The organism is Streptomyces sp. 796.1 (genome assembly GCF_047525675.1).
Taxonomy (GTDB): Bacteria; Actinomycetota; Actinomycetes; order Streptomycetales; family Streptomycetaceae; genus Streptomyces.
In genome coordinates, this window is sequence record NZ_JBLIWA010000035.1 from 1 (window position 1) to 25,142 (window position 25,142).

The following is a 25,142-nucleotide window of genomic DNA, read 5'->3' on the forward strand; positions in this document are numbered from 1 at the left end:
CCGCCGCGCCCCGCCCGGCCCCCGCCGCCCACCGGCCCGTACCGACCCCGGGCGGACGGGCCCCGGGCGGACGGGCCCCCGGCGGACGGTCCGCCATCGGTCGGCGCCGGGTGCCTGCCGGCCCGGCCGTCGGCTCGCCGCCGCCCGCCACCGTTCCGCCGCCCGCCGCCGTCCCACGGACCACTCGGTCCGGGCCGAGCTGCGGGCACCAGTCGGGGCGCGGGTATCAGTCGTCGAGCCGCGAGCATCGCCGGCCGCGCGGACCCGTCGCCCCGGGCCACCGGCCGCCCGCAGCCCGTACCCCCAACGAACCGCGTCCGCAGCGGCCACCCGCGCAAGGGCCGTACACGCAGAGAACGTACGCACAGAGAATGCACGCACAGCGGCAACCCGCGCCGGAGCCGCACCCGCGAAGCCCACCGCCCGGCTCTGAAAACGCCGAAGCGCCCCACGGGCACGGGGCCGGTGAGGCGCGGTGTCGCCCGCAGGGGGCGCATCGACGTACGGTGCGGCACAGCGGCGCGCGGTGGTCATGGTCGAACCTCCGCCCTGCCGCGCGCTCGCTGTCGCTATTCCTGCTTCTTGCGGCGGGTGCCGAAGACGATCTCGTCCCAGCTCGGCACCGCTGCCCGGCGCCCGGGGCGGACGCCGTCCGCCTCGGCCTGCCGGTCCGTCGTCCCGGTCAACCGGTCGCGGTGGCCCGCCACCGAACGGGGCATCAGCACGTCCGCGTACGCCGAACCGGCGCTCGCTGCCGGCGCCGGCGGCTCCACCGCCTCCACCTCTTCGGCTGCCTCGTCCGGCGGCCGGGGCGGCTGCACCGGATCGGGCACGATCATGTCGCCCCGGAAGCTGGGCACCGCCTCCAGCAGGCTGGTCAGCGAGTCCCGCTCGGGCGGTGCCTCCTCCAGCTCCAGCGCCGCGGAGACCGCTTCCACGTCGTCGGCGCCGGGGCCGCGCTCGCCGGGTGCAGCCCGCACCGGCGTACGGTCCAGCGGCCGGTCGCGCGGCAGCCGGGCGATGCGCGGTACGAACGGGAAGCTCGGCTCCGGGGTGTCGTCCGCCTCCCCGATCAGCGACCTGGCCTCCTCGTCCACCGCCTGCACCAGCCGGCGGGGCGGGTCGTAGGTCCAGCTCGCGGTGTGGGTCTCGCCCGCGACGCGGTAGACGAGCAGCACCTCCCAGGTGCCGTCGTCGCGCCGCCAGGAGTCCCACTGGGTGGCGTCCTTGTCGGCCCCGCGCAGCAGCAGCCGCTCGGCGACGGCCTCGCCGAGCTGGGGGCCGGTGTTCTCGCCGGGGCGGCGCACGGGGGTCTTGCGGGCGCGCTCGGCCATGAACGCGCGCTCCGCGAGCACCGGGCCCTCGAACCGGCGCACCCGCTCCACGGGGATGCCCGCGAGCTGGGCGACCTCTTCGGCCGATGCGCCTGCTCTTATCCGGGCCTGGATGTCACGGGGCCGCAGATGGCTCTCGACCTCGATCTCGATCTGGCCGAGTCGGGCGCGGTCGTTGCGCACAGCGGCACGCAGCCGCTCGTCGATCGGGAGCGTGTACTCCGTGCTGTCCGCAGCCTTGAGCACCAGCCGTGTGCCGTCGTTGCTGACGGCCACGACACGCAGTTCGGGCATGGGGACCTCCCGGGTGGTGCCTGCCGACGTCACGTGCGTCGCTGCCGTTCTCCCGCTAGATGAGTGTGGCCTGCCCGGGGTGCAGCCTGCCACAACATTGCCGAGTTGCCTGGCGTGTCGAGCCTAGGCTCTGATCCGCCGTTATGGCACGGTGACGTGTTTACGACGCAAAGTGACGATAAATCACTCTGCGCACTACGCGCCATGCCATGTCGCAGCGCCACCGGTCGAGTTGGCGCCACTGGCTTCTCCCGCTCGGTCCGGGCGGCCGGACGGGATCACGAGGCCAGGATTCGCAACAGTACTCCATTTGGGCCATGTGAGAGGACCGCCGCGCCATCGAAGTTGTCGTAGGCCAAGGGAGTTGAAGGGCCGCAAAACCCACCTGATCGGGCGCTCAGGTGGCGAGTTTCACAGAATCGACGGAAGTGGAACTACCTGCTTCGCCCAAATGTCACTTCTCTAGGCAAGGCGGATCGAACTGTGAGCAGAGGCGGGAGATGCGCGACACATCTGAAAGTGAGGCAAAAGAGCAGAAGGAGCGACTCGAACTGAGTGTCGCTCAGGTAGCCGGAAGTGCCCTCGCGGCGGTGGCCGCCGCCGTGCTCGCCTCCAGACTCGGCGTGTACGGGACCATCATCGGCGCCGGCGTGGTCAGCGTCGTGGCCACCACGGGCGGCTCGGTCTTCCAGCACCTCTTCCGCGGGGCCGGGGAGCAACTGCGCGAGGCCACCGTCCAGCACCGACCAGGCACCGGCCGGCCGCGGCGCGCCCGTGGCAGGGCACGCGCCCCCGCCGCGCCGCCCGCTTCCGCCGCCGGCGTACCCGCCCCAGCGGCGTCACGGCGCCCGCCGTCGACGCGGCGAACACCGGATGCCTCCGGCCGGACGGCCCGTCAAACCGTCGGGCCGGCCGTGACCTGGGCACTCGACCGGCCCGCACCCGGCCGCACGGCCGCGCGGGCCCGGGCGTCGTCCGAGGCGCGGACCAGAGCGCTGCCATCGGTCGAACCGGGCGGCACCCGACCCCTGCGGCGTGTGACGGACGGCGCGTCAGGTGTCGTGCCGGCGCCGGGAACTGCCGCCGCGGCAGCGGCCGAGCCCGCAACCGTCGCCGCGACGGAGCCGACGGAGGATGCGGACCGTACGCGCCCGCTGCCCCGACAGACCGTCGGGAACGACGGAAGCCACGGAAACCACAGGCGCGACGGTAGCCACGGCAGCAGCGGGAGCCGTGGGGGCCGCGGGAATAAGGGGACGCACGGCGCGGACGTCGAGCACGTCCGGGCGCTGCCCCGGGTGGACGAGGTGACCCACCTGCTGCGCCGCACGGCGCCAACACCACCGACCCCGCCCGCGGGCCACGCCGCGCACGGCCCGTCTGACGTACGTACGGCAGACCCGGCACGTACCACCGCACATGCAGCGGACACCGCACGCACGGCGTACGGGTGGTCGGGCGTGCACACGACGCACCGGATGGACGAGACGCACGGTGCCGGAGCGGAGCCCGGAGCGGGGACGGGTCCCGGGCGTGGGGCCCGGCGGCTCGGCGTGTTCACCGACGCCACCACGCACGGCACTCGTCTGCGCGGCGGCAAGCGGCTCGCGTTCGCCGCGCTCGGCGTGTTCGTGCTGGCCATGGCCGTGATCACCGGCATCGAATGGGCCAGTGGCGGCCCGGTGTCCAATGTGTGGGGCGGCGACCGGGGCGGGACCACGTTCGGCAACAGCGTCTCCCGCGACGCGGGTCCGCACGGACGGCCAGGTCGTACGCCCGAGCGGGAACGGCCAGCGGAGCGGGACGGCGGCCCGCGCCGCGACGCCACCGGTGGCCCGCAGGGCTCGCGGGATGCAGCGCCGGAGTCCACTCGCCCGGGTGGCCGGGAGGCGGAGTCCAGCAACCCGCAGGGCACGCCGCCCAGCCCCGCGCCGACCGACCGGAAGCCGCAGCCACCGTCGACGGGGCCCGAGTCGCCCGACGCGGACCGGCCCACCACACCGCAGCGGCCAGGTACCGACGCCCCGGACCTCGACGCCGGTGCGACCACCGGAACCGGCCCGAGCGGCTCCCTGGGCGACCCGGGCGGCGGCACTCCGGCCGGCGGTCAGCCCTCGGCACCGCGCGCGCCCGCGCGCGAGGGCTGACCGCGGCGGTGGGCCCGCCGGCCCGGTGGGCCCACCGCCGCTCACGGCTCGCGTCCGGCGCGTCGTACCACCGCGGCGCGCGGCGGTCAGTCGCCGAGCACCCGGCGCAGATACGCGTTGCCGAAGGTGCGGTGCGGGTCGAGCCGGTCGCGGACCGCGGTGAACTCGCCGAACCGCGGATAGACACCCGCCAGGTACGCCGCGTCCCGGCCGTGCAGCTTCCCCCAGTGCGGGCGTCCGCCGTGCGCCGTCATGATGCGCTCCACCGCGGCGAAGTACGCCTCGTACGGCGTGCCGCGGTACATGTGCACCGCCAGGTACGCCGTGTCGCGGCCGGACGCGGTGGACAGCGGGATGTCGTCGGCGGGCGCGGTGCGCACCTCGACGGGAAAGCTCACCCGCAGCCCGGAGCGCTCGATCATCGCCCGCAGCTCCCGTAGCGCCGCCATGGCCGTGGCCCGCGGCAGCGCGTACTCGCACTCCACGAACCGCACCCGGCGTGGGCTGGTGAACACCTTGTACGGGATGTCGGTGTAGGTGCGCGAGGACAGGACGCGGCTGGAGACCTGGGCGATGCCGGGGATGGTGGCCGGGACGGCGCGGCCGATGCTGCACGCCGCCTGGAAGAGGCCGTTGGAGAGGAGTTCGTCCTCCACCCAGCCGCTGACCCGGCCCGGCGGGTCCAGCGGTCCTGGGCTGCGGTTGTTCCGCTTGGTCAGGCAGTTGCCGGTGTGCGGGAACCAGAAGAACTCAAAGTGTTCGTTCTCGGCCACCCACTGCTCGAACTCCTCGGTGATCCGGTCGAACGGCATCGGTTCTTCGCGGGCCGTCAGCAGGAACTGCGGCTCGATGGCGAAGGTGAGGGCGGTGACGACGCCGAGCGCGCCGAGGCCGACCCGGGCCGCGGCGAAGACCTCCGGGTGCTCGGTGGCCGAGCAGCGCAGCACCGAACCGTCGGCCGTCACCAGCTCGACCGCGGTGAGCTGGGCGGAGAGCGAGGCGCAGGACCTGCCGGTGCCGTGGGTGCCGGTGCTGATCGCCCCGGCGGCCGTCTGCTCCATGATGTCGCCCATGTTGCTCAGCGACATGCCGTGCGCGGCCAGCGTCGCGTTCAACTGCCGCAGCGAGGTGCCGGCACCGACCGTGACGGTGCGGGCCACCGGGTCCAGGGCGTGCACGCCGGCCAGCCGCTCCGGGCGGACGAGCAGCCCGTCCGTGGCGGCGGTCGGGGTGAACGAGTGCCCCGTGCCGACCGCCTTGACGGTCAGCCCGGCGTCGACCGCGGCCCGTACGGCCTCGACGACCTCGACCGTGCTCGCCGGCGCGCAGACCCGGTCCGGCGTGGCCGTGACGTTGCCCGCCCAGTTACGCCACGGGCTGCGACTGCCGGCCGTCTTCCCCGTGGCCGTCCCGCCACGCGTCGCCACCTTGGCCATCCGCATCAGTTCCTCCCTGTGCCAACGGCGTGGACCCCGTCGGCTCTGCCGGTATCACCCGGCGATAACCCAAGAACGCGAGAACCATCGCAGCCGTCCCCGAGATCCCCGGCACCGCGTACGCCGTCTCGGCCCCCGCGGCGTCGACCACCCATCCCGAGGCGAGTGCGCCGAGTGCGATGCCCGTCGCGATTCCGGTGCTGGCCCAGGTCATTCCCTCGGTCAACTTGGCGCGCGGTACGTGCTGCTGGATGAGGGACATGATGGTCACGCCGGTCGGTGCGATGGCAAGGCCCGAGACGAACAGGGCTGCGGCCATCAGACCGAGGTTCCCGACCAGCGGCAGCGGGAGGGTGGTCGCGGCCATCGCGCACACGCCCCACAGCCAGCGTCGCGCGGGCGGGCCCGTGACGTGCAGCAGCCCGAACACGGCGCCGGCCACACAGGACCCCGCCGCATACGTCGCCAGGACCAGGCTCGCCGCCGACTTGTGGCCCTGCTCCTCGGCGAAGGCGACCGTGACGACGTCCACCGAGCTGAAGATCGTGCCCATGAACACGCCGGTGCCCACCAGGATGCGCAGCGCGGGGGAGCGGATCGCCGACCCCTTGCCGTGCCCGGCCTCGCGCGGCTGCGGCACCGGCTCGGTGGCCCGCTGCGCGGTGAGCCAGAACACGCCGCTGGCCAGGAAGCACGCGGCGATCAGCGGCCCGGCCTCGGGAAACCAGACGGTGGACAGACTGATAGAGATGATCGGGCCGAGGATGAAGCAGAGTTCGTCCACGACCGACTCGAAGGAGTACGCGGTGTGCAGTCGCCGCGGCTCCTCGCGGTAGATGTTGGCCCAGCGCGACCTGATCATGGAGCCGAGCGGGGGCACGCAGCCACCGCCGGCGGCGCACAGGAACAGCACCCAGTCCGGCCAGCCGCGCTCCGCGCTCACCAGCAGGCCGGCGATGGCGGTCAGCGAGACGAGCACCGCGGGCCGCAGCACCCGCCGCTGGCCGTGCCGGTCCACCAGCCGTGACACCTGGGGCCCGAGCGCCGCGCCGGACAGCGCCAGGGTGGCGGCGAGCGCCCCGGCCAGCCCGTACCTCCCGGTGATCTCGGAGATCATCGTCACCACGCCGATGCCCAGCATCGCGAGCGGCATACGACCGAGGAACCCCGCGGCGGAGAAGCCCGCGGTGCCGGGTGCGGCGAAGATCTCGCGATAGGGGTTGGGCACGGGGAGCGCTCCGCCGGTAAGGGATGTCTTGGGCCGATACAGCTTACGGCTCGGCGCGGCGCGTCGCAGGGGTATTTCCCGGCTGTCAGCGGCGGGTGGCAGGATCGACACATGTCAGCCGAGCCCCCCTCTGCACCCCCCGTTCCGCCCGCCGCCACCGCGCCGTACGACGCCCTGCTGCTGCTGTCCTTCGGTGGCCCCGAGGGCCCGGACGACGTGGTTCCCTTTCTGGAGAACGTGACGCGTGGCCGGGGCATCCCCCGAGAACGGCTCAAAGAGGTCGGCCAGCACTACTTCCTGTTCGGCGGCGTCAGCCCGATCAACGAGCAGAACCGCGCCCTGCTGGCGGCGCTGCGCGAGGACTTCGCCCAGCACGACCTCGACCTGCCGATCTACTGGGGCAACCGCAACTGGGCCCCCTACCTCACCGACACCCTGCGCGAGCTGGCCCGTGACGGCCACCGCCGCGTCCTGACGCTGGCCACCAGCGCGTACGCCTCGTACTCCGGCTGCCGGCAGTACCGCGAGAACCTCGCCGACGCGCTGGCCACGCTCGCCGCCGAGGGCCTGCCGGAGCTGCGGATTGACAAGCTCAGGCACTACTTCAACCACCCGGGGTTCATCGAGCCGATGGTGGACGCGACGCTGACGGCCCTGGCCGAGCTGCCCGCGGACGCCAGGGCCGGCGCCCACCTGGCCTTCACCACGCACTCCATCCCCACGGCCGCGGCCGACACCTCGGGCCCGCCGCCGGCGCACACCGAGGGCGCCCAGGGCGGCGCGTACGTGGCCCAGCACCGGGACGTGGCCCGGGTGATCGTGGACACGGTGCGCGAGCGGACGGGCGTGGAGTACCCGTGGCGGCTGGTCTACCAGTCGCGCAGCGGCGCCCCGCACATCCCCTGGCTCGAACCGGACATCTGCGACCACCTGGAGGAGCTGCACGGCGCCGGCGTCCCCGCCGCCGTGATGGTCCCCATCGGCTTCGTCTCGGACCACATGGAGGTGGTGTACGACCTGGACACCGAGGCCCGGGCCAAGGCGGCCGAGCTGGGCCTGCCGGTGTCCAGGGCGGCCACCGTCGGCGCCGACCCGAGGTTCGCCGCCGCGGTGCGGGAACTGGTCGTGGAGCGGGCCGCCACCGAGCGGTTCGCGGTGGACCCGGCGCCCGGCGCGGCGCCGCCCGAGCGGTGCGCGCTCGGCGCCCTCGGCCCCAGCCACGACGTCTGCCCGGTCGGCTGCTGCCCGGCGCGTGCCCCGCGCCCCGCCGCCGCGGGCGCCGACTGGACGGGACCGGAGGGGGCCGGGCAGGGGTAGCCGGGCCCGCCGAGCCGGCCGGGCGGCGTCCGTGCGGGCCCCCGGCCCGCCGGGCCAGGTCCGACGGGTCACCATCGAGGAAGACCGTTGTCAGCCAGTGCGAGGAGCACCGTGAACGACCAGCCGACCGGCGAGCTCAAGGCCGAACTCCTGACCGTCGCCCTGGAGGCGGCCCAGCGGGCGGGCGCCCTGCTGCGCGACGGCCGCCCGGCCGACCTGGGCGTCGCCGCCACCAAGACCAGCCCCATCGACGTGGTGACCGAGATGGACATCGCGGCCGAGCGACTGATCACCGAGTTCATCGGCGCGCGCCGGCCGGCGGACGGGCTGCTCGGCGAGGAGGGTGCGAGCAGTCCCGGCACGAGCGGGGTGCGCTGGGTGATCGACCCCATCGACGGCACGGTGAACTACCTCTACGGCCTCCCGTCCTGGTCCGTCAGCATCGCGGCCGAACTGCACGGGGAGACCGTCGTCGGCGTGGTGGAGGTGCCGATGCGCGGCGAGACCTTCCGCGCGGTGGCCGGCGCCGGCGCCCACCTCGGGGACCGGCCGATACGGGTGCGCCCGGCGCCCCCCTTCGAGCAGTCGCTGGTCGGCACCGGCTTCAGCTACCTCACCGAGCGCAAGGTGGCCCAGGCCGAGGTGGTCAAGGTGCTGCTGCCGCAGGTGCGCGACATCCGCCGGGGCGGGTCGGCCGCCATCGACCTGTGCGACGTGGCCTGCGGGCGGCTCGACGGCTACTACGAGCGCGGCCTCAACCCCTGGGACTACGCGGCAGGTGACCTGATCGCCCGCGAGGCCGGGGCGTCCACCGGCGGACGCCCCGGCGACCCCCTCTCCACGGACCTCGCCGTCGCCGCCACCCCCGGCCTCTTCCCGGACCTCCAGAGCCGCCTGGAGGCGCTGGGGGCCTGGCACGACTGAGGCCGGGAGCCGGGCCGGGGAGCGGCTGGGCCCGCCGGGACGCGCAGCGCCGACAAGAGCGCAAAACGCACAAGGGCACACGTACAAGGGCGCAAGGCGCAAGGCGACGAACGCGCGGGTGGCCCGGCCCGGGTAGGCCGCGCGTGCTCCGGGCGCGACGATGCCCCGGCCCGCCAGCGAGGGCGTCCGGGGCATCGGGAGGTTCGGAAGTGCGGGGGCGAGCTGGGGCGTACGACGGAGTACGCGGCCCGGTGGCCCGGCACCTTCCAGTACCGGGTCGCTACCGGAGCGCCCGCCCCGGGTCAGGCGCTGGCGGCGCTGACCTGGACGCCGTGTTCGGCGGCCAGGCGGCGGAGGTCGTCCAGTTCCGCCTGCTCCACTTCGACCAGGAAGTCGTCGCCCGACTCGCGGGCGCGCGTCAGGTCCGTTTCGGTGGCCTCTATGCGCTGCAGAAGTCCTGCGGTGAACGCGTCCATGGTGCGCCCCCTCGTCGTGGGTCGGCTCGGTGGCACGGGGTGTGCCCTGGGAGTTGCCCCGCGGTGGCGGGAGGACGATCACGCGTCTGATCACCGAATGCGACGAGGCGACTGGGCGCCGCGTGCTTCGGCCAAGGCGTGATCGCGGGGTGTGCAGTCGTCTTCCCCCGCCCTCCGCACCCAGAAACCTCCCCTTCCGAAGATTCCTCAAGGCCCGCTCCCGGCCCTTTACGGGCCCGTACACACCGCGCTGAGCAGCCCCTTACCGCCGGTTTATCGGGCTTAGAGGCAGGATGGAGACGCTCATCGGGCTCCGGCCCGGCGTGCCGCGCGGCGTTGGCTGACCGCGGGGCGAGCACGGGGCGAACGCCGGGCGAGCGCGCGGCGAACGCCGGGCACATCGAGGAGGGGCCCAGCGGGCCGACCGCCCCACGGGGCGTACTGAAAGGACAACACCGTGCGTGTACTCGTCGTCGAGGACGAGCAGCTTCTCGCGGACGCGGTGGCCACCGGGCTACGGCGGGAGGCCATGGCCGTCGACGTCGTCTACGACGGCGCGGCGGCCCTGGAGCGGATCGCCGTGAACGACTACGACGTGGTGGTGCTCGACCGCGACCTGCCGCTGGTGCACGGCGACGAGGTGTGCCGCAAGCTGGTCGACCTCGGGCTGCCCACCCGCGTCCTGATGCTCACCGCTTCCGGCGACGTCAGCGACCGGGTGGAGGGGTTGGAGATCGGCGCGGACGACTACCTGCCCAAGCCGTTCGCGTTCAGCGAACTCATCGCCCGGGTGCGGGCGCTCGGACGCCGTACGACCGTGGCCCTGCCGCCGGTCCTGGAGCGCGCCGGGATCAAGCTGGACCCCAACCGGCGCGAGGTCTTCCGCGAGGGCCAGGAGATCCAGCTCGCGCCGAAGGAGTTCGCCGTCCTTGAGGTGCTGCTGCGCAGCGAGGGCGCCGTCGTCTCCGCGGAGCAACTGCTTGAGAAGGCGTGGGACGAGAACACCGACCCGTTCACCAACGTGGTGCGGGTCACCGTGATGACGCTGCGCCGCAAGTTGGGCGAGCCCGCCGTGATCGTGACCGTCCCCGGTTCCGGATACCGGATCTGACCGGACATGGCCGCCATTCCACCCCCTACGCCACCGCAGCCCCCCGCGCCACCCAAGCCGCACTGGTCCCCGTCCGAGCTCGGCCGGCCGCTTCCGTGGCTGCGTCCGACCATTCGCATACGGCTCACGCTGCTGTACGGCGGCATGTTCCTGATGGCCGGAATCCTGCTGCTGTCGATCATCTATCTACTGGCGGCCGACGCCCTGCACAAGGGCAATGAGCTCCCGTTCCAGATCATCAACGCCGACTACCGGGCCACCAGCGACATCTGCAACCTGCCGGACCGGGGCAACAGCACGCAGTTCAACCGGGCCGTCGCCGCCTGCATGCAGAGCCAGCGCGAGATGGCGCTCGACGGGCTGCTGCGCAGGTCGCTGCTGGCCCTGCTGGGCCTGACGGTGGTCGCCTTCGCCTTCGGGTACGCGATGGCGGGGCGCGTCCTGTCGCCGTTGGGCCGGATCACCCGTACCGCCCGCCAGGTGGCCGGCTCCGACCTGTCCCGGCGCATCGAGCTGGGCGGCCCGGACGACGAGCTCAAGGAGCTTTCGGACACCTTCGACGAGATGCTGGAGCGGCTTGACCGGGCGTTCACCGCGCAGCAGCGGTTCGTCGCCAACGCCTCGCACGAGCTGCGCACCCCGCTCGCCATCAACCGCACGCTGCTCGAAGTGCAGCTCTCCGACCCGGACGCCTCACCCGAGCTGACCCAGCTCGGCAAGACGCTGCTGGCCACCAACGAGCGCAGTGAGCAACTGGTGGAGGGGCTGCTGCTGCTCGCCCGCAGCGACAACGAGATCGTGGACCGCAAACCGGTGGACCTCGCCGAGGTGGCCACCCAGGCCGTCGACCAGGCGCGTACGGAGGCCCAGGCCAAGGGTGTGGAGCTGCGCGGCAGCCAGCAGCCGGCGATCGTGCAGGGCAACGGGGTGCTCCTGGAGCGGGTGGCGCTCAACCTGGTGCAGAACGCGGTGCGCTACAACGCGCCCGACGGCTGGGTGGAGGTGAACACCGCGCTGGACCGCTCGGCGGCGGTGCTGGTGGTCTCGAATACCGGCCCGGTGGTTCCCGCGTACGAGGTGGACAACATCTTCGAGCCGTTCCGGCGGCTGCGGACCGAGCGGACCGGCAGCGACAAGGGCGTCGGGCTCGGTCTGTCGATCGTGCGGTCGGTGGTCAGGGCGCACGGCGGACGGATCTCGGCGCTGCCGCGCGAGGGCGGCGGGCTGGTGATCCGGGTCTCCTTCCCCGTCTGAGCGGGGCGGGCGCGGACCGGCTCGCTGGACGCGTCGGGGACCTTGGGTGGACGATGCAAGAAAGAGCCGGCATTTGTTCGCTTTTAGCGGAATTATCCTGACTCTATAAGACTCATCCACATGTGTTTTCGATCACATGGGCGAATTTTCGGCCATCTACTCTCCGTAGCTGCCGAGAGCGGCGGAAAGCCGGGAAAATCCGGGTTTTCGGGGGTCGCGATCACGGGAAGTACCGGTGGGGGTGCGTGTGAACTGCCCCGCGCCCATCGTGTACCGTCCCACCGCCATCCCACCGGATCACCTCTTTCAGGGGGCCGGTTGGGTGTCGATTGAGTAACAGACCTTGATGTGAGGCAAAATCTCCGCCTCAGGTCGGGCACAAGTCCGGCCTCTCACGCGTTACGTGCGCTGGAGACACCGCAGATACCCAGAGGGGGAGAGCGACATGGCAACGGATTACGACACCCCACGTAAGACCGACGACGACGTCAACGAGGACAGCATTGAGGAGCTGAAGGCCCGGCGGAACGACAAGTCCGCGTCCACCGTCGATGTGGACGAGTTCGAGCAGGCGGAGGGCCTTGAGCTGCCCGGCGCCGACCTGTCGAACGAGGAGCTGTCGGTGCGGGTCCTGCCCCGCCAGGCGGATGAGTTCACCTGCATGAGCTGCTTCCTCGTGCACCACCGGAGCCAACTGGCCGCCGAGAAGAACGGCCAGCCGATCTGCCGCGACTGCGCGGCCTGATTCACGGCTCCCTGCGGTGCGGGACGTTTCCCAGCGGGGTGACGCGAACGTCGAGCGGGGCCGGGCGGCCTCGCTCGCGGACGCCGTCCACCGCGGGCGCAAGGCCGCCGGCAACGGCGTCAGGCACACCGGTCGTGGGCTGCGTGCGGCCCTCGCCGTCGTGGCCGACCGGATCATCGCGGGCGCGCCCCGCGTTCCGGTCCGGGACCTCGCGACGCTGCGGGCCCAGTTCCCCGGACTCGGCCCGGAAGAGATCGCGGACAAGCTCGTCGCGGGAGCCGTGGGCGGCACCGCGACGGTGGGCGCGGGAGTGGGCGCCGCCGCGATGATGCCCGTCCCGCCGGCCATGCCGGCGGAACTGGCCGCCGAGATCGTCGGCGTCGCGTCCATAGAGTTCAAGCTCATCGCCGAGCTGCACGAGGTGTACGGCCTGCGGGCGCCGGGCCCGCTGCGCCAGCGCTCCGCCGCCTACCTCATGGCCTGGACGCAGGAGCGGGGCATCGACGTCGTCAAGCCCGCCAGCTTCAACGTCGCGCTCAGCGGGCCGCTCAAGCGCGAGCTGCGGCAGCGGATCGTCAAGCGCACCTTGCGCAACCTGCCCAACCTGGCGCCGTTCATGATCGGCGCGGCCGTCGGGGCGCTGCTGAACCGCCGCGAGACCAAGCGGCTCGCCGAGAAGGTCCGGGCCGACCTGCGGACCCGCCAGATCCCCTGGGACCAGCTCCCGCCCCCCGAGCAGGGCGAGGACGAGCTGTCCGCACCGCCCACCACCGCGTTCGTGCCGTACGAGGCCAGGTCGGCGCTGGATGCGCCCGCCGCCGCGGCGTACGGAGAAGGCGCCCTCGAAGCCGCTGCCCCGGAGGCAGCCCTCGAAGAGGCCGCGCGCGGCGACCTCGCTCGTGATGACACCGCCGGGGAAGACCCGGCGGCCCCTGCGCGCCGCCGCCGGCGCCGTGGCCTGCGTCGTCGCCCCCGCGACTGATCGGCGGCAAGGGGCCGGCACGCCCCCGCTCCTGCACCGCCTCCCGGCGACTCCTGGCCCCCGCGGCCCCCGGCCCGCTGCCGCAGTTCAAGCCCCGGCCAGCGGCCCGTAACCCCCGCCCCGGCCCGGCGGGCCCGTACCGCCCGCTCACCGGTCCGTACGGCCCCACCGGCCCGCATCCGTGCTGCCGCCGCGTCCGGCCGACCCGCGGGGCGACGCCCAGACCGGACCAGACCAGGCCGGACCAGATCAGACCGGACCAGATCAGCCCAGTCCAGACGGGCAAGGGCGACCCGCGCGCGGGCGCGGCCCGGGCCGGGGTGCGGGGTCCCTCAGCCCGTGCGGACCGCCGCGATCGCCGCGGCGAGACGCTGCGGGTGGCGGGTGGAGAGGTAGAGATAGGGCGTCGGGTCGGCCGGGTCGATGACCTCGATGCGCAGCGCCGTCGGGATGTAGCTGCGCAGCAGCATGAAGGCCCGCGGGTCGGCCTTGGGGCCGCGCCAGGCGACGGCCTCCGCGGCGTCCAGCACCTGCGCCTCGCCGAGCGCGGTGACCGGGATCTTCGCGTCGCCGGCGACCAGCGAACCGGCCACCACCCGGATGCGCACCGAGCCGTAGGCGCTGACCGCGATGCTGGCCAGCGCGCCCGCGCCGATCAGCCCCCCGAGCATGGCCAACGTCCCCAACGGCAGCAGGATCAACGCCCCCGCGACACCGGTCAGGGCGGCCGAGAGCCACCAGATTCGGGGTGCGGTCAGGCGTTCTTCGTAAGGCTGCATGGTTTCCAGCTTGGCACGGCGGAGTACGCCGCCCACCAGCGCGGGTAAGGTCTGCACCCGTGAGTGCACGAACGACATCGCTGACGCCGCCGGCGGAGGCCGGGCCACCGGTGCGGCACCCCGACGCGCCCGCGCCCGGGGAGCTGCTCGGCGCCCATTACGACCAGTGCTTCGGCTGCGGCGAGACCCAGCCGCACGGGCTGCACCTGGCGACGCGGGCCGGCGATGACGTGAGCGTCACCGCGCGGTTCACGGTCAGGGCCGCCCACCAGGGCGCCCCCGGGCTCGCGCACGGCGGGGTGCTGACCACCGCGCTGGACGAGGCGCTGGGCGCGCTCGGCTGGCTGCTGCGGGTGATCGCGGTGACCGGCCGGCTGGAGACCGACTTCCTGCGTCCGGTCCCGGTCGACACCGAGCTGTACATCGACGCCCGGGTGGTGGCGGTGCACGGGCGCAAGATCTACTCCACCGCGACCGGTCGGATCGGCGGGCCCGACGGGCCGGTCGCCGTCCGCGCTGACGCGCTCTTCATCGAGGTCAAGGTGGACCACTTCATCGCGAACGGCCGGCCGGAAGAGATCAACGCGGCGCTCTCCGACCCGGACCAGATCAAGGTCGCGCGCGCCTTTGAGGTGAATCCGTGAGCCGTGAGCCCGTAGACGTCCTGATCCGGCGGGTGGACCCGTCGGTTCCGCTGCCCGCCTACGGTCACCCCGGGGACGCCGGGGCCGACCTGGTCACCACCGAGGCCGCCGAACTCGCCCCGGGCGAGCGCGCGGTGCTGCCGACCGGGGTGTCCATCGCACTGCCCGACGGGTACGCGGCGTTCGTGCACCCCCGCTCGGGTCTGGCGGCCCGGCTGGGAGTGGCGCTGGTGAATGCCCCCGGCACGGTGGATGCCGGGTACCGTGGGGAGATCAAGGTGATCGTGGTCAATCTGGACCCGCGCGAGAGCGTGCGGTTCGAGCGCTTCGACCGGATCGCCCAGCTCATCGTTCAGCAGGTGGAGAAGGTGCGCTTCCACGAGGTGGCGGAGCTTCCCGGATCGGCGCGTGCCGAAGGGGGCTTCGGGTCCACGGGGGGCCACGCCGCGACGGGCGGCTCATCGGGTGGGAATGGATACGCTTCGGTCGGTGCCGACCGGGAAGGACAGTGACGTGTTCGGACGTCGACGCAAGCGCAGTGAGGACGCCGTCGACCAGGTCGACAAGGGCGTGGCCGCCGAGGAGTCGGCCGAGGACACGGCTGATGAGCCGGCGGACGAGGTGGAGCAGGTAAGCCTGCCGCCCGCGCCGCGCCCGGACGGGCCGTGGGACATCTCCGAGGTCAGCAAGCCCGGTGAGGGCCGCGTCGACCTCGGTGGCCTGTTCGTGCCCGGGGTCGAGGGCATGGAGCTGCGGGTCGAGGTCGCCGGTGACTCGATCGTCGCCGCCACCGTCGTACTGCGGGACAGCGCGGTGCAGTTGCAGGGCTTCGCCGCCCCCAAGAACGAGGGCATCTGGCGCGAGGTGCGCGAGGAGATCGGCGGCGGCATCACCCAGCAGGGCGGTGTGGTCGACGAGGTCGAGGGCCCGCTCGGCTGGGAGCTGCGGGCGCAGGTCCCCGTGCAACTGCCGGACGGCACCAACGGCGTGCAACTGGTGCGCTTCGTCGGCGTGGACGGCCCGCGCTGGTTCCTGCGCGGCGTGATCTCCGGGCAGGGCGCGGTCCAGCCGGAGGCGGCCGGGCTGCTGGAGCAGATCGTCCGGGACACCGTCGTGGTCCGCGGCGAGTCGCCGATGGCCCCGCGCGACCCGATCGTCCTGAAGCTGCCCGAGGACGCGCAGATGGTCCCGGACGGGGTCCAGCAGGAAGAGGCCGCCGGTTCGCGGTTCGCCGGTGGCGTCGACCAGTTGCAGCGCGGCCCCGAGATCACCGAGGTGCGCTGACCCCGGCAGGCGCCCCCTGAGCGCTCCTTCGGCCCAGGTCATGGCCGGAAACTGACCCTTAGCGGTGGGTCCCACTCCGTTCTCCGGAGTGGGACCCACCGCTTTTGTGCAGGTCGCAGCCGTCGGCGTAGGAAAGCCGTCAATAGGGCGTACATGGCCGTATAGGAGCCGTCAACGGAGCGCTCAGAGCGCGCGGAGCGGGGTTTCCTCAAGAGGTCCGAACAGCTTCCGAACCCTCTAGGAGCTCACGATGGCCGACCTGGCCTTCGTCGTCGCCACGATCGCGGTCTTCGCCGTGGTGGCACTCGTCGCCAAGGGGGTGACGAAGCTATGACCGCCGAGAACGTCGTCGGACTGGTCGTGGCCGTCGCCCTGCTGGGCTACCTGGTCCTCGCCCTCGTCTTCCCGGAGAGGTTCTGAGCTCGTCATGAGTCCTGTCCTCGCAGGGATACTCCAGGTCCTCGCCCTGGTCGGGGCGCTGGCCCTGGTGTACCGGCCGCTGGGTGACTACATGGCCGCCGTCTACGGATCCAGCAGACACCTGCGGGTGGAGCGGTGGATCTACCGCTGCATCGGCGCCAACCCGTCGGCCGCCATGCGCTGGCCCGCCTACCTGCGCTCCGTGCTCGCCTTCTCGCTGGCCGGCGTCCTCTTCCTCTACCTGCTCCAGCGCGTCCAGGCCGGGCTGCCGCTCTCCCTCGGCTTCACCTCCATCTCCCCGCACCAGTCGTTCAACACCGCCGCCTCCTTCGTGGCCAACACCAACTGGCAGTCCTACTCGGGCGAGCAGTCCATGGGGCACCTGGTGCAGACCGGTGGGCTCGCGGTGCAGAACTTCGTGTCGGCGGCCGTCGGCATGGCCGTGGCCATCGCGCTGGTACGGGGCTTCGCCAGGTCCCGTACCGGCGAACTCGGCAACTTCTGGGCCGACCTGGTACGCGGTCTGATCCGCATCCTCATCCCGATGGCGGTCATCGGCGCCGTGGTGCTGGTGGCCTGCGGGGCCATCCAGAACTTCGCCGGCATCCACGAGGTCGGCCTGTTCGACGGCGGCTCGCAGCAGATGAACGGCGGCGCGGTGGCCTCGCAGGAGGTGATCAAGGAGCTCGGCACCAACGGCGGCGGCTACTTCAACGCCAACTCCGCGCACCCCTTCGAGAACCCCAACGGCCTGTCCAACCTGTTCGAGATCTTCCTGATCCTGGTCATCCCGTTCTCGCTGACCCGCACCTTCGGCGTGCTGGTCGGCAGCGTGCGGCAGGGGTACGCGATCCTCGGCACGATGGGCCTGATCTGGCTCGGCTTCGTCGCCCTGATGATGTGGACCGAGTTCCACCACGGCGGCGCCGCGCTCCAGGAGGCCGGCGGGGCCATGGAGGGCAAGGAGACCAGGTTCGGCATCGGCGGCTCCGCGCTCTTCTCGGTGAGCACCACCCTCACCTCGACCGGCGCCGTCAACTCCTTCCACTCCTCCAACACCGCCTTCGGCGGCGGCCTTGACCTGCTCGGCATGATGCTCGGCGAGATCGCGCCCGGCGGCGTGGGATCGGGCCTGTACGGCATGTTGGTGATGGCCGTGATCGCGGTGTTCATCGCGGGCCTGATGGTCGGCCGGACCCCGGAGTACCTGGGCAAGAAGATCGGCACCCGCGAGATCAAGTTCGCCGCCTGCTACATCCTGATCACCCCGACCCTCGTCCTCGGCTTCACCGCGCTGTCCATGGGCCTGTCCACGCCACCGGACTCGATCCTCAACGGCGCCGACGGCTCCGTGCACGGCAGCGGGGCGCACGGCTTCTCCGAGGTGCTGTACGCCTTCACCTCGGGCGCCAACAACAACGGCTCGGCCTTCGCCGGCCTGAACGCCAACACCCAGTGGTACAACACCACGATCGGCCTGGCCATGCTGCTCGGCCGCTTCCTGCCGATGGTCTTCGTGCTGGCGCTGGCCGGCTCGCTGGCCGAGCAGCAGCCCGTACCCAAGACGGCGGGCACGCTCCGTACCGAGCAGCCGCTCTTCGCCGGACTCCTGGTCGGGGCGATCTTGATCATCACTGGGCTCACCTTCTTCCCGGCACTGGCCCTGGGACCGATGGCGGAGGGGCTGGCATGACCCGCGTAGGAACCACCACCGAGATACCCGAGGACCCCATGTCCACCTCAACCGCCACCCGCCCGCCGGACGGCGGGCCCGCGCAGCAGCCGGCGGCGGCCGGCGCAGGTCGGGTCGGCAGCGGGCTGTTCGACCCCGCGCAACTGCTGCGCTCGCTGCCCGACGCGGTCCGCAAGCTCGACCCGCGGGTGCAGGTCAAGGCGCCCGTCATGTGCGTGGTCGAGATCGGCTCGGTGGTCACCACCGTGCTGGCGGTCGTCGACCCGGGCGACTGGTTCGGCTGGGCCATCGCCGGCTGGCTGTGGCTGACCGTGCTCTTCGCCAACCTGGCCGAGGCGGTCGCCGAGGGGCGCGGCAAGGCGCAGGCCGACACGTTGCGCAAGGCCAAGACCGACACCGTCGCACGCCGGCTGGTGGCCGGCGGCGGCGAGGAGCGGGTGCCGGGCACCGACCTGCGCATCGGGGACCGGGTGGTCTGCGAGGCCGGCGAGATCATCCCCGGCGACGGGGACGTCGTCGAGGGCGTGGCGTCGGTCGACGAGTCCGCCATCACCGGCGAGTCCGCCCCGGTCATCCGCGAGTCGGGCGGCGACCGCTCGGCCGTCACCGGCGGTACGAAGGTCCTCTCCGACCGCATCGTCATCAAGATCACCACCAAGCCCGGTGAGACCTTCATCGACCGGATGATCAACCTGGTGGAGGGCGCGGCCCGGCAGAAGACGCCGAACGAGATCGCGCTGAACATCCTGCTCGCCTCGCTCACCATCGTCTTCCTGCTGGCCGTCGTCACCCTGCAACCGTTCGCCGCGTACGCGGGGGCCAAGCAGGACATGGTCGTGCTGACCGCGCTACTGGTCTGCCTCATCCCGACCACCATCGGGGCGCTGCTCTCGGCGATCGGCATCGCCGGCATGGACCGGCTGGTGCAGCGCAACGTGCTGGCCATGTCGGGGCGGGCGGTGGAGGCCGCGGGCGACGTGTCCACGCTGCTGCTCGACAAGACCGGCACCATCACCCTGGGCAACCGGCAGGCGGCGGAGTTCGTCCCGGTGGCAGGGGTGAGCGAGGCCGAGCTCGCGGACGCGGCACAGCTCTCCTCGCTGGCCGACGAGACGCCCGAGGGCCGCTCGATCGTGGTGCTGGCCAAGGAGCGGTACGGGCTGCGGGCCCGGCACGAGGGGGAGCTTGGCCACGCCGTCTTCGTCCCCTTCACGGCGCAGACCCGGATGTCGGGCGTGGACCTGACCGGCGAGGACGGCGCGGTGCACATGGTCCGCAAGGGCGCCGCCGCGGCCGTCACCGCCTGGGTCGGCGAGCGCGGCGGCACGGTCACCGGCGACGCCAGCGAGAAGGTGGACGGCATCTCGGCCGCGGGCGGCACCCCGCTGCTGGTCGCCGTCGAGGACACCGACGGGCCGCGGGTGCTCGGCGTCATCCACCTCAAGGACGTCGTCAAGGAGGGCATGCGGGAACGGTTCGACGAGCTGCGCCGGATGGGCATCAAGACCGTCATGATCACCGGCGACAACCCGCTGACGGCGAAGGCCATCGCGGACGAGGCCGGCGTGGACGACTTCCTCGCCGAGGCCACGCCCGAGGACAAGATGGCGCTGATCAAGCGGGAGCAGGCGGGCGGCAAGCTGGTCGCGATGACCGGCGACGGCACCAACGACGCCCCGGCGCTGGCCCAGGCCGACGTGGGCGTGGCCATGAACACCGGCACCTCGGCCGCCAAGGAGGCCGGGAACATGGTGGACCTGGACTCCGACCCCACCAAGCTCATCGAGATCGTGGAGATCGGCAAGCAACTGCTGATCACCCGCGGTGCGTTGACCACCTTCTCCATCGCCAACGACGTCGCCAAGTACTTCGCGATCATCCCGGCGATGTTCGCCGGCGTCGCGGGCTACGAGGGCCTGGACACGCTCAACATCATGCGGCTCGGCTCACCGGAGTCCGCGATCCTCTCCGCGGTCATCTTCAACGCGCTGGTCATCATCGCCCTGGTGCCGCTCGCCCTGCGCGGCGTGCGCTACCGGCCGATGAGCGCGGACCGGATGCTCCGCCGCAACCTCGGCGTGTACGGGCTCGGCGGCCTCGTCGCCCCGTTCCTCGGCATCAAGATCATCGACCTGCTCCTCTCCCTCATCCCTGGCATCGGGTGACTTCCATGAACCAATCCGTACGCGGCATCGCCCGAGTGGCGACCGCCGGGCTGCGCGCCCTGCTGGTGCTGACCCTGGTGTGCGGGGTGATCTATCCGCTGGTGGTCACCGGCATCGCGCAGGCCCTCTTCCACGACAAGGCCAACGGTTCCGAGGTGAAGGACGACGGGCAGGTCGTCGGCTCCCGGCTGATCGGGCAGCACTTCGACCTGAAGGACGCCAAGGACAAGGACGGCAATCCGCTGCCGGACCCGAAGTGGTTCCAGCCGCGGCCGTCGGCCGCGGGCGCGAACGTCTACAACACCCGGTACTCGATCGTGGTCTCGGGCGCGTCCAACCTCGCGGCGGACAGCAAGGTGCTCAAGGAGACGGTCATCGCCCGCCGGAACGCCGTCGCCGCGTTCAACGGCGTGCCGCAGAGCGAGGTCCCGGTGGACGCGCTCACCGCCTCGGGCTCCGGCATCGACCCGCACATCTCGCCCGACTACGCGGACATCCAGGTGGCCCGGGTGGCCAGGGAGAACGGGCTGTCCCGCGCGGCCGTGCAGAAGCTGGTCGACCGGCACACCGACGGCCGCATCGCCGGGTTCCTTGGCGAGCCGCACGTCAACGTGTTGGAGCTGAACGTGGCGGTGCGCGACCTGGCCGCGGGGGAGCGGGGCGACTGAGCCGCTGTCCCTGTTCGCGGAAGGGCCGCGGCACTTCGCTCGCGGACCGAGCCGCGGTGCTTCGCGCACGGGGGTGGGCTTGTGGTACGTCGCTCACGGACCGAGCCGCGGCGCTTCGCGCACGGGGTGGCCGCGGCCCCCCGCTCACGGTGCGACGGTGAGCACTTCGGCCACCGGGCGGCGGGGCGTGGCCCGACCCGGTGGCCCGTACCCCAGGCGCAGCACCATGTGCACCGTGCCCAGGTCCGACAGCGGGTCACGGGCGGCCCAGCGCAGGTCGGGCCACTCCAACGGGTGCGAGGTCAGCGAGGTGGCCAGGCCGTCGGCGGTGGCCCGCAGCAGGACCCGGCCGAGCGCCTGGCCGGCCCGCAGCCAGTCGGCGGGGCTGTCCGAGGCCGTGCCGAGCAGAGCGAGTTGGGGCGCCGCCTCGAAGGTGGCGCTGCCCCGGCCCGGTACCTCCCGGTGGGCGGCGAAGTCGCGCACCGGGGCCCGGCCGTCGTGCTTGCGCGGGCCGTACGCGGAGGGCGGGACGCCCTCGGCCGCGGCCCGCTCGCCCGCGACCCGGGTCCAGCGGGCGGTTTCCTGCTCGGCCTGCTGGGCCTGCGGGTCCGCCGCGTACCCGGCGGTGCGGTCCTCCGCATCGTGCACCAACTCCAGCAGGGCGTCCACGTGCCAGGCGTCAGGGAAGGTCAGCCGGGCGCCCTCCGCCGCGGCGGCCTCGACCAGGCCCGACCGCACCTCGGGCGGCACCACGTCGGCGGTGAACGGGTCGCGGCTGGTGTGCCGGCGGCGGATGGCCGGGTAGAGCGCGGCCAGCGCGTCGGCGGCGGGCGGCGGCCCGGTCAGGCGTACGTCGGCGAGCGCCAGCGGTTGCGCCGGGTCGGGCAGCAGCGTGGTCGCCGTGGCCCAGCCGGCGTGTGCGAGCGCCACCCGCAGGGTGAACAGCGCGGCCCCGCACCCCAGGTGCTGGGCGCGGCCGTCGGGGTCGACGTGCGGCATGGCCCGCTCCGGGTCGCGGCTCACCCGAAAGGCCCGCTCCGCGGTGCGGTAGACGAAGCGCCAGGGTTGCGCGTTGTGCAGGGAGGGTGCCGTCGTGGCGTCCGCGACCACGTCGGCGACCCCTTGCGCGGACAACTCCTGCGGCTGCTCCTGTGGCTGCGCTGCCATGGCGCTGCCCCTCCCGTGCGGGGGAACCGGTGGCCCGCGCGCCTCGGCGCCGGACGCCGCGCAGCGCGCTCCCCTCCACCATAGGCAGGCCCGGCAGACGCCGCGCTCCTCGCTGCGCCGCCTGCGCCACCCGCGTCGTACTGCCTGCGCTGCGCCGTGCCGCCTGCGCTGCGCTGTGCCAGGCTGGGAACGGCCGTAGGGGCCGGGCCTGGGGCCCGTACGGTCCCTGCTCGGCTGGGTCGGCCTCGGCCGGTTCGGCGGCGTCGGCCCGTGCCCGTACCGCTGCCAGGCCGGCGGCGGGGCGCTCCGCGACGGTTGCCCGTACGAGGTCCGGGCGGAGGTGATCCGGCCGGACGAGGTCCCCCGGACGCGGCCCGGTCGTACGCGGCGAAGGGGACAGAGATGGACATCGTGGCCTTCGGGGTCCTCGCTGACGAGCGGCCGTTGCTGGTGGAGGCGTTGCGCGGAGAGCACCGGGTGCGCTGCCTCGAAGCGTTCCTGAGCCCGGAGACGGTGGCGGTCGCCGAGGGGTACGAGATCGTCAGCAGCAGTGTGAACGACGTCCTGGACGCGGCCGTGCTCAGCACGCTGGCCGCCGGCGGCACCCGGCTGATCACCCAGCGGTCGACCGGCTACAACAACATCGACCTAGGCCGGGCCAGGGAACTGGGGCTGACGGTGGCCCGGGTCGCGCACTACTCGCCGCACGCGGTGGCCGAGTTCGCCTGGGCGCTGGCGCTGGCCGTCAACCGCAGGACGGTGCGCGCGGTCGGCCGCACCCGGGAGTTCGACTTCCGGCTCACCGGGCTGATGGGCTGGGACTTCCACGGCCGCACCGCGGGCGTGGTGGGCACCGGCCAGATCGGTGAGGCGTTCGCGACCATCGCGCACGGCTTCGGGATGCGGCTGCTCGGCTGGGACGCGGTCGAGAACCCGCGGTGCCGCGCCCTCGGCATGACCTACGTGGACGAGGAGCGACTGTTCGCCGAGTCCGACCTGATCAGCCTGCACGTCCCGCTGGTGCCCGAGACCCACCACCTGGTGGACGCCGCGGCGCTGGCCCGGATGAAGGACCGCGCCGTCCTGATCAACACCGGCCGCGGCGGGCTCATCGACACCGCGGCCCTGGTGGCCACCCTCAAGCGGGGCAGACTCGACGGAGTGGGTCTCGACGTCTACGAGGAGGAGGCCGGCGTCTTCTACGTCGACCACTCCCTGGAGGCGATGTCCGACGACGTGCTGGCCCGGCTGATGTCCTTCCGCAACGTCCTGGTCACCTCCCACCAGGGGTACTTCACCCGGGACGCGGTCGGCCAGATCATCGAGGCCACCGCGCGCAACGTGGCCGACTACCTGGCCGGGCGGGCGAGCGAGAACGTCCTGGTGGCGGCGTGACGCGAGCGGCGCCCCCAGCCGCCCAAGTTGCCCAAGCCGCCTCCAGCGCCGCCGCCCGGCACACCCCCACCCACCCGCAGCGATGCCGCACGCCACCCCCCACCCGCCGACGTACCGGCACGGCTACGCACGGTCACCCACATCCAGACATTTCCGCAGCGCACAGGGCTGGACTGTGGCCCGTGGACGCGTACCGTAGCCGTCGGTGTGATCGGTTCGGGGACGGCCCGGGCCGGGAGGGGAGCGGCAGGCGATGAGCGAGCAGACGCTACAGCGGACGGACATGGTGCAGGTCAGGGACCTGCGGCGGACCTACGGCAGCGGGCCGTCCGCCGTGCACGCGCTGCGCGGCATCTCCTTCGACGTGCCGCGCGGCGAACTCGTGGCCCTCAAGGGCCGCTCCGGCTCCGGCAAGACCACGCTGCTCAACCTGATCGGCGGCCTGGACACGCCGGACGACGGCCAGATCACCGTGGACGGCACCGAGGTCGTCGGGCTCGGCGAGAGCGGACTGCTCCAGTTGCGGCGGGACCGGATCGGCTTCGTCTTCCAGTCCTTCGGGCTGATCCCGATCCTCAGCGCCGCCGAGAACGTCGGCGTGCCGATGCGGCTGCGCAAGGCGCCGGCGGCCGAGCGCGAGGAGCGGGTGGCGCTGCTGCTGTCCCTGGTGGGCCTCGCCGACCACGCGGAGCAGCGGCCGGGCGAGCTCTCCGGCGGGCAGCAGCAGCGGGTGGCCATCGCCCGCGCGCTCGCCAACCGCCCGGCGCTGCTGATCGCCGACGAGCCGACCGGCCAGTTGGACGCGGAGACCGGCTTCGCGGTGATGGAACTGCTGCGCGCGGTGGTGCGCAGCGAGGGCGTCACCGCCCTGGTCGCCACCCACGACCCCAACCTGCTCGGCCTCGCCGACCGGGTCCTGGAACTGCGCGACGGCCACATCATCGAGGACAGCGAACAGGCCGCGGCCTGAGCGACCCGAGCGCCGTTCGCGGCGGGGCCCGCGCGGGGCAGGGCCTCGGGCCGGCCGCCCCACCCCGTGGGGCGGCCCGCCGCCGGCCGGGCCCCGCTCACCACACGTCGCCGTCGCGCCAGTCGCAGATCAACTCGCCGGTCAGGTCCAGCGGGGCGGCCAGCGGTAGGACGAAGGTGCTGGCGTCGTCCTCGGCGGTGCGCTGCACGCCGGTGGGGGTGAGCGTCGACGTCCGGCCCCGCCACTGCTGCCAGCCCAGTTGCTGGTAGAAGACGTCGGCCCCGTCGGCCGCGGAGAGCGCCCCCACCTCGTAGCCGCCGCGCAGCACCGGCGTCAGGGCCGACATCACGGCCGTCCCCTTGCCGACCCCGCGCCGGTCGGCGCGGACCGCGACGCCCTCCACGTAGCCGGCGCGCAGCGCCCGCCCGCCGTGCAGCAGCCGGCGCTGGACGAGGGCGCCGTGCGCGATCAGCTCGCGCCCCTCCCACAGCAGGGCGTGCATGCCGCCCAGCGTGTGGTCCCAGTCGGTGTCGTCGAAGTCGCCGTCGAAGGCGTCGTCCAGCAGGGTGCGCACGGCCGCCAGCGCCGTCGCGTCGAGCCCGGAGGTGTGGGCGAGGAGTACCTCAGTCATACGGGCGATGCTCGCAGGGCGCGGCCCGTCCGTCGCCCCTTTTACCGGCCGCCGGCGGACTGCCACGCCCCGGCGGCG

General features: G+C 73.0%; 22 protein-coding genes and 1 pseudogene. 16 read left to right on the forward strand and 7 right to left on the reverse strand.

What is annotated here, in order from left to right:
• Positions 1-569 precede the first annotated feature (569 nt).
• Positions 570-1,661, reverse strand: a complete 1,092-nt coding sequence (gene sepH / locus ACMA1D_RS22515) for a septation protein SepH (protein WP_414725823.1) — start codon at positions 1,659-1,661, stop codon at positions 570-572.
• 1,445 nt (positions 1,662-3,106) lie between these two features.
• Here sepH and ACMA1D_RS22520 point away from each other — a divergent pair.
• Positions 3,107-3,775, forward strand: a complete 669-nt coding sequence (locus ACMA1D_RS22520) for a hypothetical protein (protein WP_414725824.1) — start codon at positions 3,107-3,109, stop codon at positions 3,773-3,775.
• Between the two features lie 86 nt (positions 3,776-3,861).
• Here the strand turns inward: ACMA1D_RS22520 and ACMA1D_RS22525 are convergent, their stop codons facing one another.
• Positions 3,862-5,211, reverse strand: coding sequence for a D-arabinono-1,4-lactone oxidase (locus ACMA1D_RS22525; RefSeq protein ID WP_414725873.1), 1,350 nt, complete (start codon positions 5,209-5,211; stop codon positions 3,862-3,864).
• The gene (locus ACMA1D_RS22530; protein WP_414725825.1) at positions 5,141-6,439 is read right to left on the reverse strand and encodes an MFS transporter; all 1,299 of its coding nucleotides are present in this window, start codon (positions 6,437-6,439) and stop codon (positions 5,141-5,143) included. Before ACMA1D_RS22530 ends, ACMA1D_RS22525 begins: the two co-directional genes overlap by 71 nt.
• A gap of 111 nt (positions 6,440-6,550) precedes the next feature.
• Between ACMA1D_RS22530 and ACMA1D_RS22535 the strand changes: the two genes are divergently transcribed.
• Together ACMA1D_RS22535 and ACMA1D_RS22540 are read left to right on the forward strand one after the other, a co-directional pair.
• The gene (locus ACMA1D_RS22535; RefSeq protein ID WP_414725826.1) at positions 6,551-7,756 is read left to right on the forward strand and encodes a ferrochelatase; all 1,206 of its coding nucleotides are present in this window, start codon (positions 6,551-6,553) and stop codon (positions 7,754-7,756) included.
• Between the two features lie 111 nt (positions 7,757-7,867).
• Positions 7,868-8,680 carry an inositol monophosphatase family protein gene (locus ACMA1D_RS22540; protein ID WP_414725827.1) on the forward strand — a complete coding sequence of 271 codons (813 nt, stop codon included), beginning with the start codon at positions 7,868-7,870 and terminating at the stop codon, positions 8,678-8,680.
• Positions 8,681-8,982: 302 nt separating this feature from the next.
• Here the strand turns inward: ACMA1D_RS22540 and ACMA1D_RS22545 are convergent, their stop codons facing one another.
• Complete coding sequence (locus tag ACMA1D_RS22545) at positions 8,983-9,156, reverse strand: hypothetical protein (protein WP_349994964.1); 174 nt, start codon at positions 9,154-9,156, stop codon at positions 8,983-8,985.
• 457 nt (positions 9,157-9,613) lie between these two features.
• Here ACMA1D_RS22545 and ACMA1D_RS22550 point away from each other — a divergent pair, with 457 nt between their 5' ends.
• The 4 genes and pseudogenes from ACMA1D_RS22550 to ACMA1D_RS22565 form a co-directional block, all read left to right on the forward strand.
• Complete coding sequence (locus tag ACMA1D_RS22550) at positions 9,614-10,267, forward strand: response regulator transcription factor (protein WP_349994965.1); 654 nt, start codon at positions 9,614-9,616, stop codon at positions 10,265-10,267.
• Between the two features lie 6 nt (positions 10,268-10,273).
• The gene (locus tag ACMA1D_RS22555; RefSeq protein ID WP_414725828.1) at positions 10,274-11,521 is read left to right on the forward strand and encodes a sensor histidine kinase; all 1,248 of its coding nucleotides are present in this window, start codon (positions 10,274-10,276) and stop codon (positions 11,519-11,521) included.
• A 445-nt stretch (positions 11,522-11,966) separates the two neighbouring features.
• Positions 11,967-12,266, forward strand: coding sequence for a DUF4193 domain-containing protein (locus ACMA1D_RS22560; protein WP_176164529.1), 300 nt, complete (start codon positions 11,967-11,969; stop codon positions 12,264-12,266).
• Positions 12,267-12,282: 16 nt separating this feature from the next.
• A pseudogene (locus tag ACMA1D_RS22565) lies at positions 12,283-13,020 on the forward strand (hypothetical protein); the annotation flags it as partial.
• A 560-nt stretch (positions 13,021-13,580) separates the two neighbouring features.
• Here the strand turns inward: ACMA1D_RS22565 and ACMA1D_RS22570 are convergent.
• Positions 13,581-14,027, reverse strand: a complete 447-nt coding sequence (locus ACMA1D_RS22570) for a DUF3093 domain-containing protein (RefSeq protein ID WP_414725829.1) — start codon at positions 14,025-14,027, stop codon at positions 13,581-13,583.
• 59 nt (positions 14,028-14,086) lie between these two features.
• Here ACMA1D_RS22570 and ACMA1D_RS22575 point away from each other — a divergent pair, with 59 nt between their 5' ends.
• The 7 genes from ACMA1D_RS22575 (at position 14,087) to kdpC (ending at position 20,901) form a co-directional block, all read left to right on the forward strand.
• The gene (locus ACMA1D_RS22575; protein ID WP_414725830.1) at positions 14,087-14,671 is read left to right on the forward strand and encodes a PaaI family thioesterase; all 585 of its coding nucleotides are present in this window, start codon (positions 14,087-14,089) and stop codon (positions 14,669-14,671) included.
• Positions 14,668-15,183, forward strand: a complete 516-nt coding sequence (gene dut / locus ACMA1D_RS22580; protein WP_414725831.1) for a dUTP diphosphatase — start codon at positions 14,668-14,670, stop codon at positions 15,181-15,183. Before ACMA1D_RS22575 ends, dut begins: the two co-directional genes overlap by 4 nt.
• Position 15,184: 1 nt before the next feature.
• Complete coding sequence (locus ACMA1D_RS22585; protein ID WP_349994971.1) at positions 15,185-15,955, forward strand: DUF3710 domain-containing protein; 771 nt, start codon at positions 15,185-15,187, stop codon at positions 15,953-15,955.
• Between the two features lie 330 nt (positions 15,956-16,285).
• On the forward strand, positions 16,286-16,375 hold the full coding sequence (kdpF, locus tag ACMA1D_RS22590; RefSeq protein WP_037802756.1) for a K(+)-transporting ATPase subunit F: 90 nt from the start codon (positions 16,286-16,288) through the stop codon (positions 16,373-16,375).
• Between the two features lie 7 nt (positions 16,376-16,382).
• Entirely contained in the window at positions 16,383-18,068 is a 1,686-nt protein-coding gene (kdpA, locus tag ACMA1D_RS22595; RefSeq protein ID WP_414725832.1) for a potassium-transporting ATPase subunit KdpA, read from the forward strand.
• 38 nt (positions 18,069-18,106) lie between these two features.
• The gene (gene kdpB / locus ACMA1D_RS22600; protein ID WP_414725874.1) at positions 18,107-20,233 is read left to right on the forward strand and encodes a potassium-transporting ATPase subunit KdpB; all 2,127 of its coding nucleotides are present in this window, start codon (positions 18,107-18,109) and stop codon (positions 20,231-20,233) included.
• Positions 20,234-20,238: 5 nt separating this feature from the next.
• Positions 20,239-20,901, forward strand: coding sequence for a potassium-transporting ATPase subunit KdpC (kdpC, locus tag ACMA1D_RS22605; RefSeq protein WP_414725833.1), 663 nt, complete (start codon positions 20,239-20,241; stop codon positions 20,899-20,901).
• Between the two features lie 144 nt (positions 20,902-21,045).
• On the opposite strand, the gene ACMA1D_RS22610 is transcribed toward kdpC, so the two are convergent.
• Positions 21,046-22,068, reverse strand: coding sequence for an Acg family FMN-binding oxidoreductase (locus tag ACMA1D_RS22610; RefSeq protein ID WP_414725834.1), 1,023 nt, complete (start codon positions 22,066-22,068; stop codon positions 21,046-21,048).
• A 402-nt stretch (positions 22,069-22,470) separates the two neighbouring features.
• On the opposite strand from ACMA1D_RS22610, the gene ACMA1D_RS22615 reads away from it, so the two are divergent.
• Positions 22,471-23,463: a 2-hydroxyacid dehydrogenase gene (locus ACMA1D_RS22615; protein ID WP_414725835.1), complete on the forward strand. Its 993-nt coding sequence runs from the start codon at positions 22,471-22,473 to the stop codon at positions 23,461-23,463.
• A 253-nt stretch (positions 23,464-23,716) separates the two neighbouring features.
• A complete protein-coding gene (locus tag ACMA1D_RS22620; RefSeq protein ID WP_414725836.1) occupies positions 23,717-24,433 on the forward strand; it encodes an ABC transporter ATP-binding protein in 717 nt (238 codons plus the stop codon).
• Between the two features lie 97 nt (positions 24,434-24,530).
• On the opposite strand, the gene ACMA1D_RS22625 is transcribed toward ACMA1D_RS22620, so the two are convergent.
• Positions 24,531-25,064, reverse strand: a complete 534-nt coding sequence (locus ACMA1D_RS22625; RefSeq protein ID WP_414725837.1) for a GNAT family N-acetyltransferase — start codon at positions 25,062-25,064, stop codon at positions 24,531-24,533.
• Positions 25,065-25,142: the final 78 nt, after the last annotated feature.

Excerpts from the sequence above, each read along its gene's own strand:
- ACMA1D_RS22520 (WP_414725824.1), top strand. The coding sequence starts at position 3,107 with ATGGACGAGACGCACGGTGCCGGAGCGGAGCCCGGAGCGGGGACGGGT.
- ACMA1D_RS22525 (WP_414725873.1), bottom strand. The coding sequence starts at position 5,211 with ATGGCCAAGGTGGCGACGCGTGGCGGGACGGCCACGGGGAAGACGGCC.
- ACMA1D_RS22535 (WP_414725826.1), top strand. The coding sequence starts at position 6,551 with ATGTCAGCCGAGCCCCCCTCTGCACCCCCCGTTCCGCCCGCCGCCACC.
- ACMA1D_RS22545 (WP_349994964.1), bottom strand. The coding sequence starts at position 9,156 with ATGGACGCGTTCACCGCAGGACTTCTGCAGCGCATAGAGGCCACCGAA.
- ACMA1D_RS22555 (WP_414725828.1), top strand. The coding sequence starts at position 10,274 with ATGGCCGCCATTCCACCCCCTACGCCACCGCAGCCCCCCGCGCCACCC.
- ACMA1D_RS22560 (WP_176164529.1), top strand. The coding sequence starts at position 11,967 with ATGGCAACGGATTACGACACCCCACGTAAGACCGACGACGACGTCAAC.
- ACMA1D_RS22570 (WP_414725829.1), bottom strand. The coding sequence starts at position 14,027 with ATGCAGCCTTACGAAGAACGCCTGACCGCACCCCGAATCTGGTGGCTC.
- kdpF (WP_037802756.1), top strand. The coding sequence starts at position 16,286 with ATGACCGCCGAGAACGTCGTCGGACTGGTCGTGGCCGTCGCCCTGCTG.
- kdpA (WP_414725832.1), top strand. The coding sequence starts at position 16,383 with ATGAGTCCTGTCCTCGCAGGGATACTCCAGGTCCTCGCCCTGGTCGGG.
- kdpB (WP_414725874.1), top strand. The coding sequence starts at position 18,107 with ATGTCCACCTCAACCGCCACCCGCCCGCCGGACGGCGGGCCCGCGCAG.
- kdpC (WP_414725833.1), top strand. The coding sequence starts at position 20,239 with ATGAACCAATCCGTACGCGGCATCGCCCGAGTGGCGACCGCCGGGCTG.
- ACMA1D_RS22610 (WP_414725834.1), bottom strand. The coding sequence starts at position 22,068 with ATGGCAGCGCAGCCACAGGAGCAGCCGCAGGAGTTGTCCGCGCAAGGG.
- ACMA1D_RS22615 (WP_414725835.1), top strand. The coding sequence starts at position 22,471 with ATGGACATCGTGGCCTTCGGGGTCCTCGCTGACGAGCGGCCGTTGCTG.
- ACMA1D_RS22620 (WP_414725836.1), top strand. The coding sequence starts at position 23,717 with ATGAGCGAGCAGACGCTACAGCGGACGGACATGGTGCAGGTCAGGGAC.
- ACMA1D_RS22625 (WP_414725837.1), bottom strand. The coding sequence starts at position 25,064 with ATGACTGAGGTACTCCTCGCCCACACCTCCGGGCTCGACGCGACGGCG.